The following is a 20,652-nucleotide window of genomic DNA, read 5'->3' on the forward strand; positions in this document are numbered from 1 at the left end:
CAGCATGGGTGCAGTCTATAGGGTGAAAGTCCCGAACTGTGAAGGCAGAAGTAGCAGTAGCTAAACGCAAGGGTGTCTGTGGTGACGCAGAATCTGAAGGAAGCGGGCGGCAAATCTCCGGTCTGAGGGACACGAACTTCATATAAGGCTAGGTATCATTGGATGAGTTTGCCAAACAAAACGAAGTCCTTTCTGCCAAAGATGATACAGAGTAAATGAAGCAGATAGATGGGGAGAAAGACTGTACTCTTACCTGGGGAGGTCTGGCTGAAATGCCGAGCACACTCGGTAACTTACTTTGTGAAGGGTAATTGAACAGCCAGAAGTCAGCAGAGGTCATAGTACCTGACTAGCTTAAGATGGTTAGGGAAGGACTGAACATTTAAGGAGAATATACACTAGGCGTTCATTGTTTATGATGATACAGACAATCCAATTGGACTTACTTAAAGGAGGAAGTGGTGAATTCCACAGGGGACTTTAAGAGGGTGGAATAAACAATGGCACAAATAGCACGTATATTCACGTGAAAGGATGTATCGAAATGATGGAACGAATACTGTCACGGGACAATCTACTTTCGGCATTGAAACGTGTCGAAAAGAATAAGGGTAGCCATGGAGTAGATGAAATGCCTGTAAAATCCCTACGAGCGCATATTCTACAAAATTGGCAAGAAATCCGAAATTCAATAAAGGACGGAACCTATGAGCCTATGCCAGTCAGACGAGTCGAAATCCCGAAACCAAATGGCGGCGTTCGTTTATTAGGTATTCCTACCGTGACAGACCGTTTTGTCCAACAAGCGATTGCCCAAATATTAACCCCAATCTATGACCCAACCTTTTCCGAACATAGCTATGGGTTTAGACCCAGAAGAAGGGCACATGATGCCGTTAGGGAAGCAAGGCAATATATAGAAGAGGGCTACAGATGGGTAATAGATATGGACTTAGAAAAGTTCTTCGACAAGGTAAATCACGATATGCTTATGGGACTCCTAGCAAAAAGAGTCAAGGATAAGACGATTCTAAAGTTAATTAGAAAATACTTAGAGTCGGGGATTATGATAAACGGTGTGGAAACTATCAGCGAAGAAGGTGTTCCTCAGGGTGGACCATTAAGTCCACTACTTTCCAATATCATGTTAGATGAATTAGATAAGGAACTAGAGGAAAGAGGACACAAATTTGTCCGCTACGCAGATGATTGTAATATTTACGTAAAAACCAAGAAGGCAGGTTTACGTGTCAAGAGTTCTATCACTACTTTCATTGAAAAGAAGCTTAAACTAAAAGTAAATGAAGAGAAAAGTGCGGTGGACAGACCGTGGAAACGAAAGTTTCTTGGATTCAGCTTCACATCAAACCGTAATCCAAAAATCCGTATCGCAAAAGAAAGTATAAAGAGAGCTAAAAGTAGAATAAAAGAACTAACATCAAGGTCAAAACCCATTCCATTGGAATTGCGTATTGAGAAACTAAATGAATACCTTGTTGGTTGGTGCGGATATTTTGCGCTGGCAGACACGCCAACTCCCTTTAAACAACTGGATGAACATATTCGAAGAAGACTCCGAATGTGCCTTTGGAAACAATGGAAACTACCCAAAACAAAAATTAAAAGGCTCATATCCCTTGGCGTTCCAAGAGAGAAGGCCCATGAATGGGGAAATTCTCGTAAGAAATATTGGCGCATTTCGAATAGTCCTATCTTACACACAACACTAAATCTAAAGTTTTGGAGAAATCAAAAGCTTAAAAGTCTGTTAGATAGATACAACCATTTGCGTCATACTTAAGTGAACCGCCGTATACCGAACGGTACGTACGGTGGTGTGAGAGGTCGGGGGTTAGTCACCCCCTCCTACTCGATTGCGCCCGGCATGGGTGTAGTCTCTAGGGTGAAAGTCCCGAACTGTGAAGGCAGAAGTAGCAGTTAGCTTAACGCAAGGGTGTCCGTGGTGACGCGGAATCTGAAGGAAGCGAGCGGCAAACTTCCGGTCTGAGGAACACGAACTTCATACAAGGCTAGGTATCATTGGATGAGTTTGCAATACAAAACAAAGTCCTTTCTGCCGAAGGTGATACAAAGTAAATGAAGCAGATAGATGGAAGGAAAGATTGCACTCTTACCCGGGGAGGTCTGGTTGATACGCCAAGTACACTTGGTAACCTATCTAGTAATGGATAGCTGAACAATCAGAAGTCAGCCGAAGTCGTAGTACTTGGTTTGCTCGAGAGAATCAAGGAAGGACTGAACCATTTTAGGAGAACAAACACTCGGCAAACGGTTCTTTATGTATGAAAGCAGAAAATTCTTACGGAACCTACCTGAAAGGAAGAAATGGTGAATTCCATGGGGGACTTCGGGAGGGCTTAGTAAAGAACCCACTTAATGAGAATGTATTGTTCACGTAGAAAGGATAAATCTCAATGTTAATGGAACGAATGTTGTCACGGGAAAATCTTTTATTGGCATTAAAGCGAGTAGAAAAGAACAAAGGAAGTCATGGAGTAGACAATATGTCCGTAAAAGACCTACGAAGACATATTCTCGAAACGTGGGATACACTTAAAACATCCTTAATGGAGGGTACTTATCAACCTTCTCCTGTCCGTCGGGTTGAAATCCCAAAACCGAACGGTGGAGTAAGGTTATTAGGTATCCCAACCGTGACAGACCGTTTCATCCAACAGGCGATTACTCAGATTTTAACCCCTATCTTCGACCCGACTTTTTCAACACAGAGCTATGGTTTTCGACCAAACAAACGAGGTCATGACGGTGTTAGACAAGCGAAGAAATATATCGAAGAGGGATACCGATGGGTAGTCGACATGGACTTGGAGAAATTCTTTGATAAAGTCAATCATGATAGATTAATGCGGACTCTATCCAAAAGGATTCAAGACAGAACGCTCCTATCACTAATTCGGAAGTATCTACAGTCTGGCATTATGATTAATGGAGTCATAACGAAATCCGAGGAGGGTACGCCCCAAGGTGGACCATTAAGTCCTTTACTCTCCAATATCGTTCTAGATGAACTAGACAAAGAGTTAGAAAAGAGAGGGCACAAGTTTGTCCGATACGCAGATGATTGTAATATCTACGTAAAATCGAGAAGAGCCGGAGAGCGAGTAATGGACTCGATTACTACTTTCATTGAATTTACTCTAAAACTAAAGGTGAATCGAGAAAAGTCAGCTGTAGACAGACCTTGGAAAAGAAAGTTTTTAGGTTTTAGCTTCACATTTCATAAGAAACCGAAGGTGCGGATGTCAAACCAAAGTATTCAACGTGTCAAGAAACGGATACGAGAATTAACTTCAAGGTCAAAACCAATTCCAATGGATTATAGAATAGAGAAGCTGAATCAATATTTGATTGGCTGGTGCGGATATTATGCATTAGCAGATACACCCACTATTTTCAAAGAATTAGACGAATGGATTAGAAGGCGTCTCAGAATGTGCCAATGGAAAGAATGGAAGAAACCAAAAACCAAAGTAAGAAAACTCATTGGATTAGGGATTCCAAAAGAGAAGGCATACGAATGGGGAAACTCTAGAAAGAAATATTGGAGAATAGCCAGAAGCCCAATCCTACAGAAAACCCTCACAAACTCCTATTGGGAGATGCGAGGGCTGAAGAGTCTTTATGTGAGATATTCTCAACTACGTCAGACATAAATGGAACCGCCGTATACGGAACCGTACGTACGGTGGTGTGAGAGGTCGGGGGTTAGTCACCTCCTCCTACTCGATTCGTTTTCAGCATATGCAGTGCTTTTTCAAGTGTTTGTCTATTTTTTTCAGTAATTTCTTTTTTTCTAGGAATTGGTTCATACATGTTTTCAGGATCATCCCATGTTGACACTAATGAAACGCGTGCTTTTGGCTGCCACTTTTCTAACCAAGCTTTTGGAAGTGTACGTCCGATGTTCGTGTTATTTGTCATTTCAAGCCATAAAAGAGACCAGGCTCTTGGAACGACCCGCCAGATGTCGTAACCGCCTCCTCCGACTGCAATCCATTTACCACTGCAATACTTATGTGCAAGCTCATGCGCAAGCTTCGGTATTTCACGATATATATTCATCGTTGCGGATAAATGGGTTAGTGGATCGAAATAATGAGCATCTGCTCCATTTTGAGTTAAGATAATATCTGGCTTAAAATACTCGGCAATTTCTTTTACTGCAGCAATATAGCACTCTAACCAGGACTCATCTTCCGTAAAAGCATCGAGCGGGATATTAAAGGAATATCCATATCCCTTTCCTGTTCCCCATTCGTTCACGTTACCGGTACCTGGAAATAAGTACCGGCCAGTTTCATGGATGGAGATGGTGCAAATATTCTCATCGTCATAAAACGACCATTGGACACCGTCCCCGTGATGGGCATCTGTATCTATATATAAGACTCTAGCATTATATTTTTCTTGTAAGTATTTAAGTGCAACAGAACAATCGTTATAGACACAAAATCCTGACGCCTTCCCGCGAAATCCATGATGGAGTCCGCCTCCTAAATGAAGGGCGTGTAAATAATTGCCAGACATTACCTCATCAACAGCAGTTAAAGTTCCCCCTACTGATAAAGCGCTAGCGTGATGCATATTGGCAAATATAGGGGTATCCTCTGTCCCTAACCCAAAGCTTTCGGCCAGTTCAAGCGTTAATTGATTATTTCCGGCATTTTTTACAGCATTTATGTAGGACGGCTCATGATTTAAAGAAAGTTCTTCATCGGTAGCGACTCGTGGTGCCACAATATCCGTACTGGTAATCGCCTTCATTTCTTTTAATAAATCTAATGTTAATTTGATGCGCATCTGGTTGAAAGGATGGTTATTAGAAAAACGATAAGAAAGAAGTTCATTTGAATAAATAAATACAGCATCTTTAGTCATCATTAAACTCCCGGATAGTTTTTAGTTATACTATTAATACATGAATCTATTCTTAAATCTAATACGGTCAAATTGCTGAATGGAATCTTGGTCAACGTTTCTACCTATTTTCACCATTAAACAATTAGCAGGATGTGAGCATATTTCCGGATCATCTGTTGCAAACCATTCTAACCCGCCTGTTTTCATCATTTTTTCCATTACCTTTCGATATTCCCAAACATTGAGTCCTGTTCCTTTTAAATCCCAATGCCAATAGTACTCGGTTGTGATAATAATATAATTTTCCATATAATCGTCCATCATCGAAACTTTTAATAAGCTTTTTCCAACGGATGCCCCTCTATACTTAGGAATTACTTCAATTGCCCCTAATTCTATTAAATTACTCATATTTCCCTCGGACCAACGTTCTAATGGGTCAGGATGAAGATAAGTAACATAGCCGACAATGGTTTCGTGATCCTTAGCAATAATAATTCTGCCTTCAGGCAAATCGGCAATTTCAATTAGCGCTTTGTGCTGCAGGGCAGGGGGGCGAAAAGCGACTAAATCTTTATGGAATTCCAAGCTAGCAAGCTGTTTGGAAGGAATCGGCCCTTCAATGATTAGATTTCCGTGTGCTGTTTTCAGTTCCATCGCATTATACGTTTTTCTGTGCTCCATCCAGTTCTCCACCTGTCACATAGATATTAATATTATACATAATTATCTTAATTATATAAAAAATAAACCAACATTTTCTTGAAGTTAAGCGTTTTCATTCTGGTAAACCGTTTCTATTATACCATGTTAACAGTGGCCGAAAACCCTAAAAAAATTGAGATTTTAAAAACTTTATATTATAATAATTGTGTGAAAATTATTTAAAGAATGTTCAAGGGAAATGGTTAACATAATATAATTTAATGATAAAGCCTTGAATATTGAACTTTCTTATCTTGGTAAAGGGGTTGTAATCATGAAAGTGGAAACGTTACCAGCAATTAAAGGAAACTATAATCTTCAAGACTATGAAGAAACTTACAAAACCTTTGATTGGAAGGAAACAGAGAAGTCTTTTTCATGGTCTGAGACAGGTAAGGTAAATATGGCTTATGAAGCGATAGACCGTCATGCCGAATCGTTTCGCAAAAATAAAATAGCACTATATTACCGCAATGATTCAAGAAAAGAAAAGTATACATTCAAGGAATTAAAAGAATTAACAAATAAGGCAGGAAACGTTTTAAAATCATATGGGGATGTTGAAAAAGGTGATAGAGTATTTATTTTTATGCCTAGATCACCTGAATTTTATTTTGCAGCACTAGGTGCTATTAAACTAGGCGCTATTGTTGGTCCGTTGTTTGAAGCATTTATGGAGGGTGCTGTTAAAGACCGTTTAGAAGATAGTGAGGCAAAGGTACTAGTTACCACACCAGATTTATTATACCGTGTTCCTGTTGACCAATTGCCGGCTTTAAAAACCATCTTTATCGTCGGAACAGATGTAGAGGAAGATGGAAAATATGTAGACTTTCTAAAACATTTGGAAGATGCACCGTCAAGTTTAGATATTGAATGGGTTGACAGAAATGATGGTTTAATTCTTCACTATACTTCCGGTTCTACTGGTAAACCAAAAGGCGTCCTTCATGTCCATAATGCAATGATCCAACACTATCAAACTGCTAAATGGGTGTTAGATTTACAAGAAGAGGATATCTATTGGTGTACAGCAGATCCAGGCTGGGTAACGGGAACCTCATATGGAATGTTTGGCCCATGGTTAACAGGTACATCCAATGTAATTATCGGAGGCCGTTTTAGTCCTGATGCATGGTATAAAACAATTGAAGAATTTGGTGTAACTGTTTGGTACAGTGCGCCTACTTCCTTCCGAATGTTAATGGGTGCAGGAGATGAAGTTATTAAGAAATATAATCTTTCCACTCTGCGTCATATTTTAAGTGTAGGTGAACCGCTTAATCCGGAAGTAATTCGCTGGGGACGTAAGGTGTTTAATCATCGAATCCATGATACATGGTGGATGACAGAAACAGGAGCACATTTAATTTGCAACTACCCAAGCATGGAAATTAAACCAGGTTCCATGGGAAAACCGATTCCAGGTGTGGAAGCCGCGATTGTGGATGATCAAGGAAATGTTCTTCCTCCGAATCGAATGGGGAATCTAGCTATTAAACGCGGCTGGCCATCTATGATGCATACTATTTGGAACAATCAAGCAAAATATGATTCCTATTTCTTCCCTAATGGCTGGTATGTATCAGGAGATTCCGCCTATATGGATGAGGATGGATACTTCTGGTTCCAAGGCCGTGTGGATGATGTTATTATGACTGCAGGTGAACGAGTAGGTCCATTTGAAGTGGAAAGTAAATTATTAGAGCATCCAGCTGTTGCAGAGGCAGGAGTCATCGGTAAACCTGACCCTGTGCGTGGTGAAATCATCAAAGCTTTCGTAGCATTAATGGATGGCTATGAAGAATCAGATGAACTAAAAGAAGATATTCGCCAATTTGTTAAAAAAGGCTTTGCTGCCCATGCAGCACCAAGAGAAATAGAGTTCCGTGACAAACTTCCGAAAACAAGAAGCGGTAAAATAATGCGCCGTGTATTGAAAGCTTGGGAACTTGATTTACCTGTTGGTGATTTGTCAACAATGGAAGACTAATTAAATGAAAGAAAGCCCGCACCATTTCGGTGTGGGCTTTCTTTTTGAAAACATAATATATTATCAAATAAATTATGCAAGGAAAACGGTAACGATAAGGAGAGAATCGTGCCCGAAATGAAGGAAAGGCAAGGGAAATGGTAACAATAGGGAGAGAATCGTGCCCGAAATCAAAGTAAGGCAAGGAAAACGGTAACGATAAGGAGAGAATCGTGCCCGAAATGAAGGAAAGGCAAGGGAAATGGTAACAATAGGGAGAGAATCGTGCCCGAAATCAAAGTAAGGCAAGGAAAACGGTAACGATAAGGAGAGAATCGAGTCAAGTCCATTTAATTGTGTAAAAGTGTTAACAATATTTTCGAGTTAATTCAACTTGTGTAATGAACTATATTATTTCGAATTTACTTTGAGGGGTGGGCATGATAGCCTGGAGGGTAAACCAGGTGTTGTAAACTCCTGGCTTCCTGGCTTTTTATCATGCCTACTGGAGGCTCAAAGTCAATTCGAAATTAGGCTTTTACACTCTGTATGATAGAGTTAATTATCTTTTGATTTTTTTAAATATGGGTAATCCTTTGACGTCCATTCTTCATTAATATCCATCAATACTGAGCCAATAATCCTTATGGCAGACTGATCATTGGTAAAAATACGAATGACTCTTTCTCTTCTACGGACCTCTTGGTTTAATCGTTCTAGCATGTTGGTTGTACGTAAACTTATATGATACTCAACCGGGTGTGCAAGAAACTGGATTGCATCTTCAAAACCACTGTCTAAGATGTCTATGGTTTTGGAAAAGCCTTTGGTATCTTGATATTTTTCTACAAAACGATTTTTCAAATCTCTCACAACATCCATATCTGAGTTTTTAAATAAACATTTTAGTTCTTGCCTAGCTTCAGCTGTTCCTTTTTTAGGTAGCGAATTCAGGAGGTTTCTTATGAAATGGACCGTACAGCGTTGCCATGAAGTACCTAAAAATGTCTCTTTAATAGATGAAACTAAGCCACTATGAGCATCTGAAATAACCATTTTAGGAGATTGAAGTCCTCTGGATTTTAAATACTCAAAGAAGAAAGACCAGCTTTCTGTGAACTCCGTATGGTTAATTTTTAGGCCAATGATTTCTCTATGGCCACCTTCGGTCACTCCAACAGCAATGTGGACACTCTTTGAAACGACTTGTTTGTTTTCGCGAACCTTAATGTACATGGCATCAACGTAAATATATGGGTAATAACTTACGTTTAGTGGTCGGTTTCTCCATTCATTAATTGCAGGGTCCAATGTTTTAATTAGGTTAGAAACAAGTGATTTAGACACACTTTTCCCACATAATTCTTCTACAATTTTAGTCACTTTACGTGTGGAAACACCATTTACTACCATTTCAATCATGGATAGAATTAATGCTTGATCGCAGCGTTTAAACTTTTCAAAGATAGTCGTAGAAAATTCACCGTCTCTAGTTCGAGGAACTTTTAACGTAAGTGAGCCCGCACCAGTCATTAATTCACGCTCATAATAACCATTTCGATACCCTCTACGTTCTTCTGTTCTTTCATGGGAAAGAGCATTGATATATTCGTCTCTTTCTTTCTCCATCAAAGAATTTAAAATTAATGTCAAAGAGGCTTTTACGGGTGATTCAAGTGAGCTTTTTTCAATTTTTTCTTTGAGATCTTCTAAATTTATAGTAATATTTATTTGGGTCATCATCATGTCCTCCGTAAATGGTTTCTTGGTCGAAAACATTGTAACACGGGTCATGATGATGACCTATTCTTTTTACACAATTATATGGACTTAATCGAGAATCGTGCTCGAAATCAGGTTAAGGAAAGGAAAACGGTAACGATAAGGAGAGAATCGTGCCCGAAATCAAAGTAATGCAAGAAAAACGGTAACGCAAAGATGAAGCTTGTTCAAAAACTTGGATTAAAGCATAAAGTCAGAAACGGATGTCCTCAAACAAAAAAGGACCGGGCGGTTTTTGCCCGGTTTTTTCTATGATTAATGATTTAGTCCATTAATGATGTCAATGTTCTCATCGTCATTATTGTTTTCATCTGGTTTTTGATTATCATTAGGAGGTTCAATCCCAATCTGAATTACATTGGAATGAATGGACTCATTTCCTGCAACATCCACAGCCACTACAAATACCTTCTCATTATTTGAATAATAGGATAGGGTTGATCCGCTTTTGATAGATGTAAGTTTTTTACCATCTTTACTATATACGCGGTACCCTACAACATCAGAACTTGGCGACTCCGTCCATTTAATATGTTTTCCTTCTGTTGTTACTTTTACAGGTAATGGAGGTTTTCCATCATCCGTTATTTTATCATCCGGAATTAGAATTTTACTCCAAAGCGGATTATTTGGGATCAACTTTCGCAAATCTTTACTTTGATCTGCACCAATTTCTTTTATAAAGTCTGGATTTAATATAAATCCAGATCTAGCAAATTCGAATGGGGTAGATTCTAATGCTACGTAATTTTTGCCTTTAATGGTCACGTATTTTCCTTCGATCAAGCTATTATCCACTTTTGTTGGAGCAAATTTTACATTAAACAAATCAGATTTAACAAGTCCTGCATCTGAGCATGCTTTGGACGGAAGATTACCCGATATGGCACAATAGGATTTTCTTTCAATACCGCTAGGCATGCTAAAATGTTCTTTCGGAGCAACTAAATTTGGTTTGGCATCATATGCAGCATTCATGAGCTTACTCCATATTTGCAGATTTCTGATACTGTAGTTAGGGTAATTGGAAGATCTTAAATCACTTGGTGTATCATAGCCAATCCATGTACCAAAGGTAACATTAGGATTAGTAGCAACAAACCATGCATCCTTCCAGTCTTGAGTGGTCCCCGTTTTTCCAGCCCAATCAGCTGAAAATTTAAGCATACCTTTAGCTGATGCCGCTGTTCCATAACCTAATACATCTCGCATCATATCAATAGCCAAATAAGACGTTTGCTTGCTAAAAACTTGGACTGGCTTTGCCTGATGCTGATAGATGGTTTTTCCATTTTTATCGACAATTTTATCGATTAGATAAGCATCGACAAATTTACCTCCGTTTGCAAATGTTGCATATGCATTGACATTTTCCTCAACTGTAACACCATTGGTAATTCCGCCAAGTGACAAAGCAGGATTATAATAGTCTCCCTCGGTTAAAGATGTAAAGCCCATTTGTTTTAAATAATTTGCGGGCCGCCCGTTGATTATGTTTAAATACGTTTTGGCAGCGGAAATATTATAAGAATATGCGAGTGCTTGTCTTGCTGTAACGAGCCCATATTCTTTTCCTATTGTATAGTTTTCTGGACTCCATTCCTTCCCACCAGATGTGATAGAAAACTTCGTATCCGCGATCATACTGCCGGGAGAAATTTTTCCTTGTTCAAGGGAGGGACCATATACTAATAATGGTTTCATTGTTGACCCATTTGGGCGTTTTCCTTGTGTTGCGTGATTTAATTGTTCAAGCTTAAAATCACGTCCTCCTACAAAACTTAAAATTTTTCCAGTACTATTCTCAATGAGCATCGCACCAATTTGTACCGGTTCAATCCTGTTCTTTACCCTTCCCGTATTAGGATCTGTATAGGTAACTGTATTGATAGGCCCGTACCCACGAAATTCATTTTTCGCTTTTTGCATTTTATCGTAAATCTGTTTAATGACAGTAGTATGAATTTTATATCCATTTTGACGGATATTACGATTTGCCAGTGTCTCATATTTTTGATTTAAGGTTTTATCTTTTTGTAAGTCTGTATCAGAATAGCCGTCCTTCTTTGCTAAAATCGTAGCGATGATATCTGTTGCCCTTCTCTCAATTTCGTCGACAAGCCAAGGGTACTGTTCCCGCGGGCTTGTCTGAGAGGAAATAAAGTCCTTTTTAATATCGTATTGAAGTGCATCCTTGTATTCTTTATCACTTATATATCCATTATCATGCATCCTTTTTAATACAGTTTTCATACGGTTAATACCAGGTTGCAAGTTTTTCTTTAATGTTCCTTGATTGGTAAACGGGGTATAACCAAATGGGCTTTGGGGCAATCCCGCTATAAAGGCCGATTGCGGAAGGTTCAAATCCTTTGCATTTACTCCAAATATTCCTTTGGCTGCTGTTTGCACGCCAGCGATATTCCTTCCGGATGAATTACGTCCAAAAGTTGTGTCATTCAAATAGGCGTCTAGGATTTGATCCTTTGAAAAAAACTTTTCTAAACGAAGGGCAAGTAATACCTCCTTTGCTTTTCGGTCAAAGGAAACCTCATTCGTCAAAATTTGATTTTTAATAACCTGTTGTGTCAAAGTGCTTCCGCCGGTTTGACTAGAAGAGTTAGTCAGTTCTTGAAAGATGGCCCGAAATAATGCTTTCGGTACAATCCCATGATGCTCATAAAAATATTCATCTTCCGTTGCAATGAGTCCGTTTTTTACATATTTTGAAACCTGGTCAATGGATACTTCTTCACGTTCTAAATCTGTTCGCATTTTACCTAGGTATACATTGTTTGCAAAATATAGTTTCGTTGTTTGATTCTCATCATTGATATCTTTCTTCATCTCAGCATAAGTGCGGATAGGCTCGTCCTTTACTAAGGATGCAAAATAACCAGCACCGATCCCCCCAGCAAAAGCAAAACCAATAACACCGACAATAAAAAAAATAAGAAGTAGATTCCAAAAAACCCCATAAGTAATTCTAGTTCGTTTTTGCAGTTTTTCATTTTGAAAAAACAATAAAATTTTATCGAAAAATATTTTTATCTTATGTATTCTTTCTCTCATCATATCCCCCCAAAATCACCCTCATTATAGCATAAGTATGGGTGGGAATTAGCAGATTTTTCGTAAATTATTTGTTATGTATAGAATTACCCCTAAGAAAAGAAGCATACTATTTATTTGATTGAAAAGGGTATTTTAAGTAAAAAAATTAAATAGGTTAGGTTCATTCCTTTACCTTTACCTGTTCAACGTTGTAAGAGCGTCAATCAGATGCATTTTAATCTTATGGCTATAAAAATACGCAAGAATTTTATTAAAGGATTTGACATTATTTCATGAGTATGTTTAAAATGTATTAAGATTTTATTACAAATTTATATGAAATGCATTGAAGGAATAAAGTAGTCTTTCTATCCCTGTTCTAAGAGAGCCGGTGGGTGGTGTAAATCGGTATATATAGAAAAGATGAATTACATTCTGGAGCTTTTGCTGTGAAGGTTAGTAGCAGCAAACGGTTGAATTCCGTTAAAGTTTTTGAGTGGAGAATTTTTTTCTCAAGTTGGGTGGTACCACGATAATTTCGTCCCTTCGTTATGTAACGAAGGGGCTTTTTATTTTTCAAAGGAGTGATTATGAGGATGAACTTATTAGAAGATTTACAGTGGCGGGGTATTGTTTATCAGCAAACAGATGAAGAAGGCTTACAAAAAACGTTAGATGAAAATAAAATCTCCCTATACTGCGGAATCGATCCGACGGCAGATAGTATGCATATCGGACACTTGCTTCCTTATTTAACATTACGTCGATTTCAGCAGGCTGGTCACCGTCCAATTATTTTAGTTGGTGGTGCAACAGGGTTAATAGGAGATCCGAGTGGAAAGAAGGAAGAAAGAAAGCTGCTAACTATTGAAAATGTACAAGAAAATGTAAATGGTCTTAAGAAACAGCTTAAGCAAATTTTTAACTTTGAAGGCGAAAATGCTGCTGTAATGACCAATAACTATGATTGGGCAGGCACCATGAATCTTGTTTCCTTCCTACGTGACTATGGAAAATACATTGGTGTTAATTACATGCTTGCGAAGGATACTATTTCATCCAGATTAGAAACGGGAATATCCTATACAGAATTCACTTATACCATTCTGCAGGCTATTGACTTTTTACATTTATATCAAAACTATGATTGTAAACTACAAATTGGCGGAAGCGATCAGTGGGGAAATATCACAACTGGTTTAGAGCTTATCCGCAAAGTGGAAGAAGAGGGAGCGAAAGCATACGGTTTAACGATTCCGCTAGTAACAAAAGCAGATGGAACAAAATTCGGTAAGACGGAAAGCGGAACTGTGTGGCTAAATCCTGATAAAACAAGTCCATATGAATTCTACCAATTCTGGATTAATACAGCAGATGCTGATGTGGTGAAATACTTAAAATACTTTACATTCTTATCTCATGAAGAAATTGAGGCATTAGCAAAATCTGTGGAAGAGGAACCGCATTTGCGTAAAGCTCAAAAAGCTCTTGCGGAGGAAATGACACGACTAATTCACGGTGAAGCTTCATTGCAGCAAGCATTAAAAATCACGGATGCACTTTTCAGCGGAGATATCAAAAACTTAACTGCAACTGAAGTCAAGCAAGGCTTTAAAGATGTTCCTTCTTTTGATCTTCCAAAGGATAGTGATTTAAATCTTGTTGATATATTAGTGGAAGCAAAAATTGTACCTTCTAAGCGTCAAGCACGGGAAGACATTCAAAATGGAGCCATCTATATCAATGGTGAAAGAAATAATGATGTAGGCTATATATTATCGGAAAGTGACCGTATTGAAGGGGAATTTACCGTTATTCGTAAAGGGAAGAAAAAATATTTCCTCATCAAGTTTATTTAATTGAAAAAACCAGCAGAATAAAAAATCTGCTGGTTTTTATGTGGAATGAAATAATTTGTATTTTATAGCATAAGGATATTTGTTCGTAAGTGTATAGAGTTGAGGATAAATGATTGATTCCTCAACCAACTTTTTACTCTTAAAATGTATCGATTTTGGCATACTATACACATCCTTCAGAAAAAGGAGCAGTAGTATGAGCGGAAATACTAATGTATCAAATAAAAATACAGCATCTCCAAGTGAATTATTAGCTATGGAAAGAACAAAACTAGCCAATATTCGGACCCTGTTAGCCTATATTCGTACATCTTTAACATTCTTTGCAGGTTCAGCAGCGTTAATAGAGTTTTTTGATAAGAACATAAAGTTCGAAATTACAGCGTACATATCCATTACACTAGGAGTAATTCTTCTTTTGATTGGTTTTTTTAATTATTACCGTTCAAAAAAGATGATCAAGGAAGTGCAATTGAATAAATAATAAGTATTTCATTATACACTCATGAATTTAGCTTTTTAAACAGGGAAAATAATTAATAATTTCACCCAAATATGTGTCCGATATTCCCACAAAATCCTTTTAACTAATTATCAGAGAATAAAATAGAAAAACAAAAAACCTAGAAATGTTGATATAACAACATTTCTAGGTTTTTTAGCATTGCTATTGAATAAGCAATTTAATTAACGAGAGTAGAACTCTACGATGAATGATTCGTTAATTTCAGCTGGTAATTCAGAACGTTCTGGTAAACGAGAGAAAGTACCTTCAAGCTTATCAGCATCAAAAGTAACATAATCAGGAACATAGTTTGTTACTTCAATTGCTTCTTTAATGATAGATAAGTTGCGTGATTTTTCACGAACGCTGATTGTTTGTCCTGGTAATACGCGGTAAGATGGAATATCAACGCGTTTGCCATTCACAAGAATGTGGCCGTGGTTAACAAGCTGACGAGCTTGACGGCGAGTACGAGCTAAACCAAGGCGATAAACAAGGTTGTCTAAACGAGACTCAAGAAGAATCATGAAGTTTTCACCATGCTTACCTGGCATTTTACCAGCTCTTACGAATGTGTTATGGAATTGACGTTCGTTAACTCCATACATATGGCGAAGCTTTTGCTTTTCTTGCAATTGCAAACCATATTCAGATAATTTCTTACGTTGGTTAGGACCGTGTTGTCCTGGCGCGTAAGGACGCTTTTCTAATTCTTTACCAGTACCGCTTAGTGAAATACCAAGACGGCGTGATAATTTCCAACTTGGACCAGTATAGCGAGCCATGAATGACTCCTCCTCTTTGTTTTTATTTTGTTGTAAAATAAAAACAGATGTGAACATCCATTATGTGTATGATGTTTTCATGTACCATCGCCCTAGCAGCTAAGGGTTACACGATACACCACATTCTAGAGTTTGCGATTAGAAAACTCCTAGAACGGGAACAAAATACGCTCATAAAGTTGTCCGCACAGGCTGCATTATTTTACACAAATTTCATTATATGTTTCTAATACAATAAAGTCAAGGCGAATTAAAAGAAATTATGTATTCTGAAGCGATTTTATTTATGGGAAAATTTCCTTAAACTTTTATTCAGTTCTGTGCAAATCGAAATCATTAATAGTATAATAGTACTATGAAAAGTGTTAATTTTTCTTTAACAATAAAAGGATTAGATATATAGGTGATTGTAGATGGACATGAATAATGAAAGTTTATATAAGGAATTATTTAGAGTAACAGAAAAATTCCATTCATCTATGGATGTAGAGAATGTTCTCTCTGAAATTATTTATACTCTTAGACGTGTATTTCCAAAATTCGAGTATAGTTTGATGATATCTAATGATAATGACTACAATCAAGATTTACCTGTTAAACCATTGCAATATGAAAGTTTGGATGATAGGGCCATGCAGGCATTTGTAAATGGTTCCATTCAAATTGATACAACATGTGATACCCATTTGACAAGATTATATTCACCGTTGCACGGGAAACAGGGAGTATATGGCGTCCTTGAGGTTATAACATACGCCTCATTTATGTTTAAGCCAAACGAGATTGAATTTATCCGCCTGCTTGCCAATACTGCCGGCAGTGCAATCGAAAATGCAAAACTATATCAGCAATCCAGAAGTTTAATAGAGGATTTACGATTAATTAATGAAACATCCCATGTCTTAAATGGCAGTTCCAGCTTAAATGAGACCACCCAATTTTTAATAGCTCAAATTTCCAAATCTTTTCATGCAAATACAATTGCTTTTATATTTGTTAACGAGGATAACACAAGTTTAATACTTGAGGGAAGCAGCCAATTTTTTTCATCTTCAAAAGGCAAAGATTATATTCAATTTGTCTTTGATTCCTTAAATAAACAGAAAGATTCTATTCTCATAAGTGATATGAATGGGAGAATATTGGGTCAGCCTTTATCCTACTTATCGATGATGGCAGTTCCGATGTTGGAAGGTAATTCGTTAAAAGGTTTCTGTATCGTTTTACATGAGCAGCCATATTTTTTTACATTTGATAAATTTAAATTATTCCAATCCCTAATCCACCATTCTACTATGGCAATTTCAAATTCCATTTTGCGAGAAAAATTAGAGAAGATGGTGATTACGGATCAATTGACGCAATTGTTTGTGAAAAGCTATTTGAATAATCAAATAAAAAAATCTATGACGAGTGATAATGAAGGCACCTTTATTTTATTGGATATTGATAATTTTAAGGAAGTAAACGATACGTATGGTCATCAAGTAGGGGATGATGTGCTTGTTCAAGTAGCTAATTTAATCTTAGAAAATATTCGATTAACGGATATTGGTGCAAGATGGGGAGGAGAAGAATTAGCGATCTATCTTCCTGGTGTCTCTTTAAAAGCTGGAGCACAAATTGCTAAACGATTAGTAAAGGCAGTACAAGAAAAAACAAATCCACAAATTACGGTTTCATGCGGCGTTTCTTATTGGAACAAAAAAAGGCAAGATGAAGCAAAAAATTTGTTTAATCGAGCAGATATTGGCCTATATGATGCCAAAAATCTTGGAAAAAACCAAGTAGTCATAAAAGAAGAATATCAAATTATGTAAAAAGCCATCATTTTGATGGCTTTTACTTAATTTTAAAGATATTTAACCAATACTTCTACAAACCTGCCTAATTGGATTTCGTCCACCTCGTCGAAGCGATTGGTAATAGGACTATCGATATCAAGAACACCTATCAATTCTTCATTTTTAATAATGGGAACCACAATCTCTGATTGGGATGCTGAATCACATGCAATATGGCCAGGGAATTGGTTAACATCTTCTACTCTTATTGTCTTTCTTTCTGCAATAGCAGTGCCGCAAACCCCTTTACCAAAAGGAATTCTAACACAGGCAGGCAGTCCTTGGAACGGCCCGAGCACTAATTGATCATTCTCCACTAAATAAAAGCCAACCCAATTAATTGTCTCTAAAAATTGATTTAAAAGAGCGGAGGCATTGCTTAGGTTTGCAATTCGATTTGGCTCATCTTCAATCAGAGCCTCTAATTGCTTTATGACAAGCTGGTATTTCTCTTCTTTTGTACCTTGATATGCACTTGCATGAAACATGATATTCACCCTATTCTTTAGCAAAATATTTTAAAACTCAGCATTTCTCGTCAATATCAATGAAAAGTGTCGATATTTATTTATAGGAAAAATGCATATTAGCTAGAAGTGTATAAATAATAAATATTTTTTGAACTGCTTCTTTTTAGGAATAGCATATTTCAAGTAAATGTACAAGGAAAAAGTATGAAATGAGGGATTCCGTGATGAAATCAGCTCTGTCGACAAAGGAGACAATTTTGAATTCAGCAATTTTATTATTTAATACAAAAGGATACGATGGAACTTCGATTCGAGATATATCAAACAAGGCAAATGTAAATCCTGCAAATATTTCTTACTATTTTCATAATAAACAAGGTTTGCTTGAAGCATGTCTTGTGTACTTTTTTGAACATTATTTAAACTTTTTGGAAGAAGAAGTGAATTTGATCGCGTTGGAGAACCGTAAAGAATGTTTAAACAGAGCTATTTATAAGATATTAGAATTTCAAGGAAAAAATCACTTTTTAACAAGATTTGTTTGGAGAGAAATATCGATTGACTCACAAGTTATTAGGGAAATTACTTCATCCTATCTAATGAAGGAACGCTACTTATTTAAGCGTCTATTAGAGGAAGGAGAAGGAAACAATGCTTCCATCTATATGAAAATAATTCAATTGAAGAGCATGCTTACAATGCCATTTTTAAACAGTCAATATTTAAGGGAAGTTCTGCATATATTCCCTCAGGAAAAATATTTTATTGAAAAATATTATCTTGTTCTAAAGGAATGGATTGATCAAATAACTGTAGAAAAAAAGGAAACGGCAAACCAGCCAATACCAACACCGTGATTTAAGCGGTGTTTTTTTGACCATATTTAATGCGATATTCGAACTCTTTTTTGTAAAGGGCGAAAATTTTGTGTAAAAATCCTTCTCTTTTTGCAAAAATTAGCGAATTTAATAGTCAAAAATTGTCGTTACATGGTATCATAAATACATCATACATAAAATAACAAAATCGTTAAAATAGATGTATTTCGGATAAACAGGAGGCTTATGGTCATATGATGTACGGCATCATCAGTATAATTGTACTTGTACTTATTTTATTAGTGATCGGTTTTATTATACGGAAAAAGTATTATAAAGAAATTGACAAGCTGGAGGCTTGGAAAATTGACATTATGAATCGCCCAGTATTAGATGAACTGGGAAAAGTAAAGCAATTAAACATGACTGGACAAACAGAGGAAAAGTTTGAACGTTGGAGAAAGTCATGGGATGAGATTGTCGCCGTGCGGCTTCCTGATGTGGAGGATTATTTATTCGATATTGAGGAGTATACAGATCGATATCGTTTCAAAAAAGCAAAAAGTGAGCAAGCAAAGATTGAAAAGGTTTTACAGGATATTGAAGAAAATATAGAGACGATACTTTCCGAATTAAGCGAACTAATTGGCAGTGAGGAAAAAAACAAAGTTGAAATAGAGGAACTGCAGCAAAAATATAAATCAATAAAAAAACACTTGCTCATTCATAGGCATACATATGGAAAGTCTATTAAACAATTGGAAAATAAACTTGAGGAGATAGCAGAGGGCCTTCAAAAGTTTGAAGAATTAACGACGAACGGAGATTATCTGGAAGCTCGCGAGCTGGTAATTGGCTTAACTTCCGGGATGGAGGAATTTGAAGAAAAAGTTGAAAAACTACCAGATTTATTAACAGAAATAGAAACCGTTTTGCCATCTCAAGTGAATGAAATCGAAGAAGGCTATAAGGAGATGTCTGAACAAGGATTTATTTTGGAACATCTGCAGCTTGAAAAAGAGATAGAACAACTAAGAAAAACTTTAGTAACTTATAGCAGCTTTTTAGAGAAAACAGAGATTGCAGAAGTTGAAAAAGGCGTACAAGAGATAAAAGAAAAGATCGAGATCTTATATGATCTTCTCGAAAAGGAAGTACATGCAAAGCATTATATTCATCAGCACCAAAATAGCATTATAAACATATTCGACAAATTAAAAGAAGCAAATCAAAAAATAAAAGCGGAGACCGAAATTGTTCAGGAAAGCTATCAGTTATTGGAAGGGGAACAGCAAATTCCGGTTAATTTTGAAAAGGAATTATCTCAGCTAATGAAGAGATATGAAATGCTCGAAGCAAGATTAAGGGATGAGAATTCCGCTTATACACTTCTTAGTGAAGACCTAAAGGAAATCAAAGATTTAATGGAGAAAATTGAGAAAGAGCAACAAGAATTTACGGAGCACCTGCAAACTCTAAGGAAAGATGAACTGGAAGCACGTGAAAAGGTGCAAGATTTAAAGAGAAAAATAACAGAAATGAAGAGAAATATTTCCAAAAGTAATGTCCCGGGGCTGCCTAACGATTATCAATCAGTTTTGGAACAAGCAATGGAACACATACAGGATGTGTTTGCGAGCCTAAATGAAAAACCTTTAAATATAATCTCAGTACAGCAGCACTTAAATAATGCAGTAGATACAGTAGATCATTTAAGTGGAAAAACAGAAGATTTGATTGAAAGTGTTGTTTTAGCGGAAAAAGTAATTCAATATGGAAATCGTTATCGTGCCCGTTATCCAAAGGTTGCAATTGGTTTACAACATGCGGAAGAAGCTTTTAGAAGCTTTGATTACCGGGCAGCTCTTGAAGAAGCTGCAACTGCAGTAGAAGAAGTGGAGCCTGGCGCATTAAAACATATTGAAAGTTTATTAAACGAAGAATAATAAGGACAAA

Annotated in this window: 14 protein-coding genes and 1 other annotated feature; of the genes, 8 read left to right on the forward strand and 6 right to left on the reverse strand. The window is 37.0% G+C overall.

The window, feature by feature from the left end:
• The first annotated feature begins 544 nt into the window (after positions 1-544).
• Both ltrA (NSQ59_RS08750) and ltrA (NSQ59_RS08755) read left to right on the forward strand, forming a co-directional pair.
• Complete coding sequence (ltrA, locus tag NSQ59_RS08750; RefSeq protein WP_340828527.1) at positions 545-1,801, forward strand: group II intron reverse transcriptase/maturase; 1,257 nt, start codon at positions 545-547, stop codon at positions 1,799-1,801.
• 634 nt (positions 1,802-2,435) lie between these two features.
• A complete protein-coding gene (gene ltrA / locus NSQ59_RS08755; RefSeq protein ID WP_055737770.1) occupies positions 2,436-3,695 on the forward strand; it encodes a group II intron reverse transcriptase/maturase in 1,260 nt (419 codons plus the stop codon).
• Between the two features lie 52 nt (positions 3,696-3,747).
• Here the strand turns inward: ltrA (NSQ59_RS08755) and NSQ59_RS08760 are convergent, their stop codons facing one another.
• Together NSQ59_RS08760 and NSQ59_RS08765 are read right to left on the reverse strand one after the other, a co-directional pair.
• Entirely contained in the window at positions 3,748-4,920 is a 1,173-nt protein-coding gene (locus NSQ59_RS08760) for an acetoin utilization protein AcuC (protein ID WP_055739007.1), read from the reverse strand.
• 33 nt (positions 4,921-4,953) lie between these two features.
• A complete protein-coding gene (locus tag NSQ59_RS08765) occupies positions 4,954-5,586 on the reverse strand; it encodes a GNAT family N-acetyltransferase (RefSeq protein ID WP_055739008.1) in 633 nt (210 codons plus the stop codon).
• Positions 5,587-5,881: 295 nt separating this feature from the next.
• Here NSQ59_RS08765 and acsA point away from each other — a divergent pair, with 295 nt between their 5' ends.
• A complete protein-coding gene (acsA, locus tag NSQ59_RS08770; RefSeq protein ID WP_340830728.1) occupies positions 5,882-7,600 on the forward strand; it encodes an acetate--CoA ligase in 1,719 nt (572 codons plus the stop codon).
• A gap of 537 nt (positions 7,601-8,137) precedes the next feature.
• Here acsA and NSQ59_RS08775 read toward each other — a convergent pair.
• Both NSQ59_RS08775 and NSQ59_RS08780 read right to left on the reverse strand, forming a co-directional pair.
• Entirely contained in the window at positions 8,138-9,319 is a 1,182-nt protein-coding gene (locus tag NSQ59_RS08775; protein WP_340830730.1) for an IS256 family transposase, read from the reverse strand.
• Between the two features lie 297 nt (positions 9,320-9,616).
• On the reverse strand, positions 9,617-12,433 hold the full coding sequence (locus NSQ59_RS08780) for a transglycosylase domain-containing protein (protein WP_235950770.1): 2,817 nt from the start codon (positions 12,431-12,433) through the stop codon (positions 9,617-9,619).
• Positions 12,434-12,752: 319 nt separating this feature from the next.
• Positions 12,753-12,964: a binding site (T-box leader), on the forward strand.
• Between the two features lie 47 nt (positions 12,965-13,011).
• On the opposite strand from NSQ59_RS08780, the gene tyrS reads away from it, so the two are divergent.
• Both tyrS and NSQ59_RS08790 read left to right on the forward strand, forming a co-directional pair.
• A complete protein-coding gene (gene tyrS, locus NSQ59_RS08785) occupies positions 13,012-14,274 on the forward strand; it encodes a tyrosine--tRNA ligase (protein WP_055739010.1) in 1,263 nt (420 codons plus the stop codon).
• A gap of 196 nt (positions 14,275-14,470) precedes the next feature.
• On the forward strand, positions 14,471-14,758 hold the full coding sequence (locus tag NSQ59_RS08790) for a DUF202 domain-containing protein (RefSeq protein ID WP_055739011.1): 288 nt from the start codon (positions 14,471-14,473) through the stop codon (positions 14,756-14,758).
• A gap of 203 nt (positions 14,759-14,961) precedes the next feature.
• Here NSQ59_RS08790 and rpsD read toward each other — a convergent pair whose 3' ends face one another.
• A complete protein-coding gene (gene rpsD / locus NSQ59_RS08795) occupies positions 14,962-15,564 on the reverse strand; it encodes a 30S ribosomal protein S4 (RefSeq protein WP_055739012.1) in 603 nt (200 codons plus the stop codon).
• 413 nt (positions 15,565-15,977) lie between these two features.
• Here rpsD and NSQ59_RS08800 point away from each other — a divergent pair, with 413 nt between their 5' ends.
• Positions 15,978-17,384 (forward strand): sensor domain-containing diguanylate cyclase, encoded by a 1,407-nt coding sequence (locus NSQ59_RS08800; RefSeq protein ID WP_055739013.1) that lies wholly within the window; start codon positions 15,978-15,980, stop codon positions 17,382-17,384.
• A 32-nt stretch (positions 17,385-17,416) separates the two neighbouring features.
• Here the strand turns inward: NSQ59_RS08800 and NSQ59_RS08805 are convergent, their stop codons facing one another.
• Positions 17,417-17,896: a GAF domain-containing protein gene (locus tag NSQ59_RS08805; protein WP_055739014.1), complete on the reverse strand. Its 480-nt coding sequence runs from the start codon at positions 17,894-17,896 to the stop codon at positions 17,417-17,419.
• A gap of 206 nt (positions 17,897-18,102) precedes the next feature.
• On the opposite strand from NSQ59_RS08805, the gene refZ reads away from it, so the two are divergent.
• Both refZ and ezrA read left to right on the forward strand, forming a co-directional pair.
• The gene (gene refZ, locus NSQ59_RS08810; RefSeq protein WP_055741168.1) at positions 18,103-18,735 is read left to right on the forward strand and encodes a forespore capture DNA-binding protein RefZ; all 633 of its coding nucleotides are present in this window, start codon (positions 18,103-18,105) and stop codon (positions 18,733-18,735) included.
• Positions 18,736-18,950: 215 nt separating this feature from the next.
• On the forward strand, positions 18,951-20,642 hold the full coding sequence (ezrA, locus tag NSQ59_RS08815; protein WP_340830739.1) for a septation ring formation regulator EzrA: 1,692 nt from the start codon (positions 18,951-18,953) through the stop codon (positions 20,640-20,642).
• Positions 20,643-20,652 lie beyond the last annotated feature (10 nt).

The organism is Margalitia sp. FSL K6-0131, assembly GCF_038008735.1.
GTDB classification, from domain to species: Bacteria; Bacillota; Bacilli; order Bacillales; family Bacillaceae_C; genus Margalitia; species Margalitia shackletonii.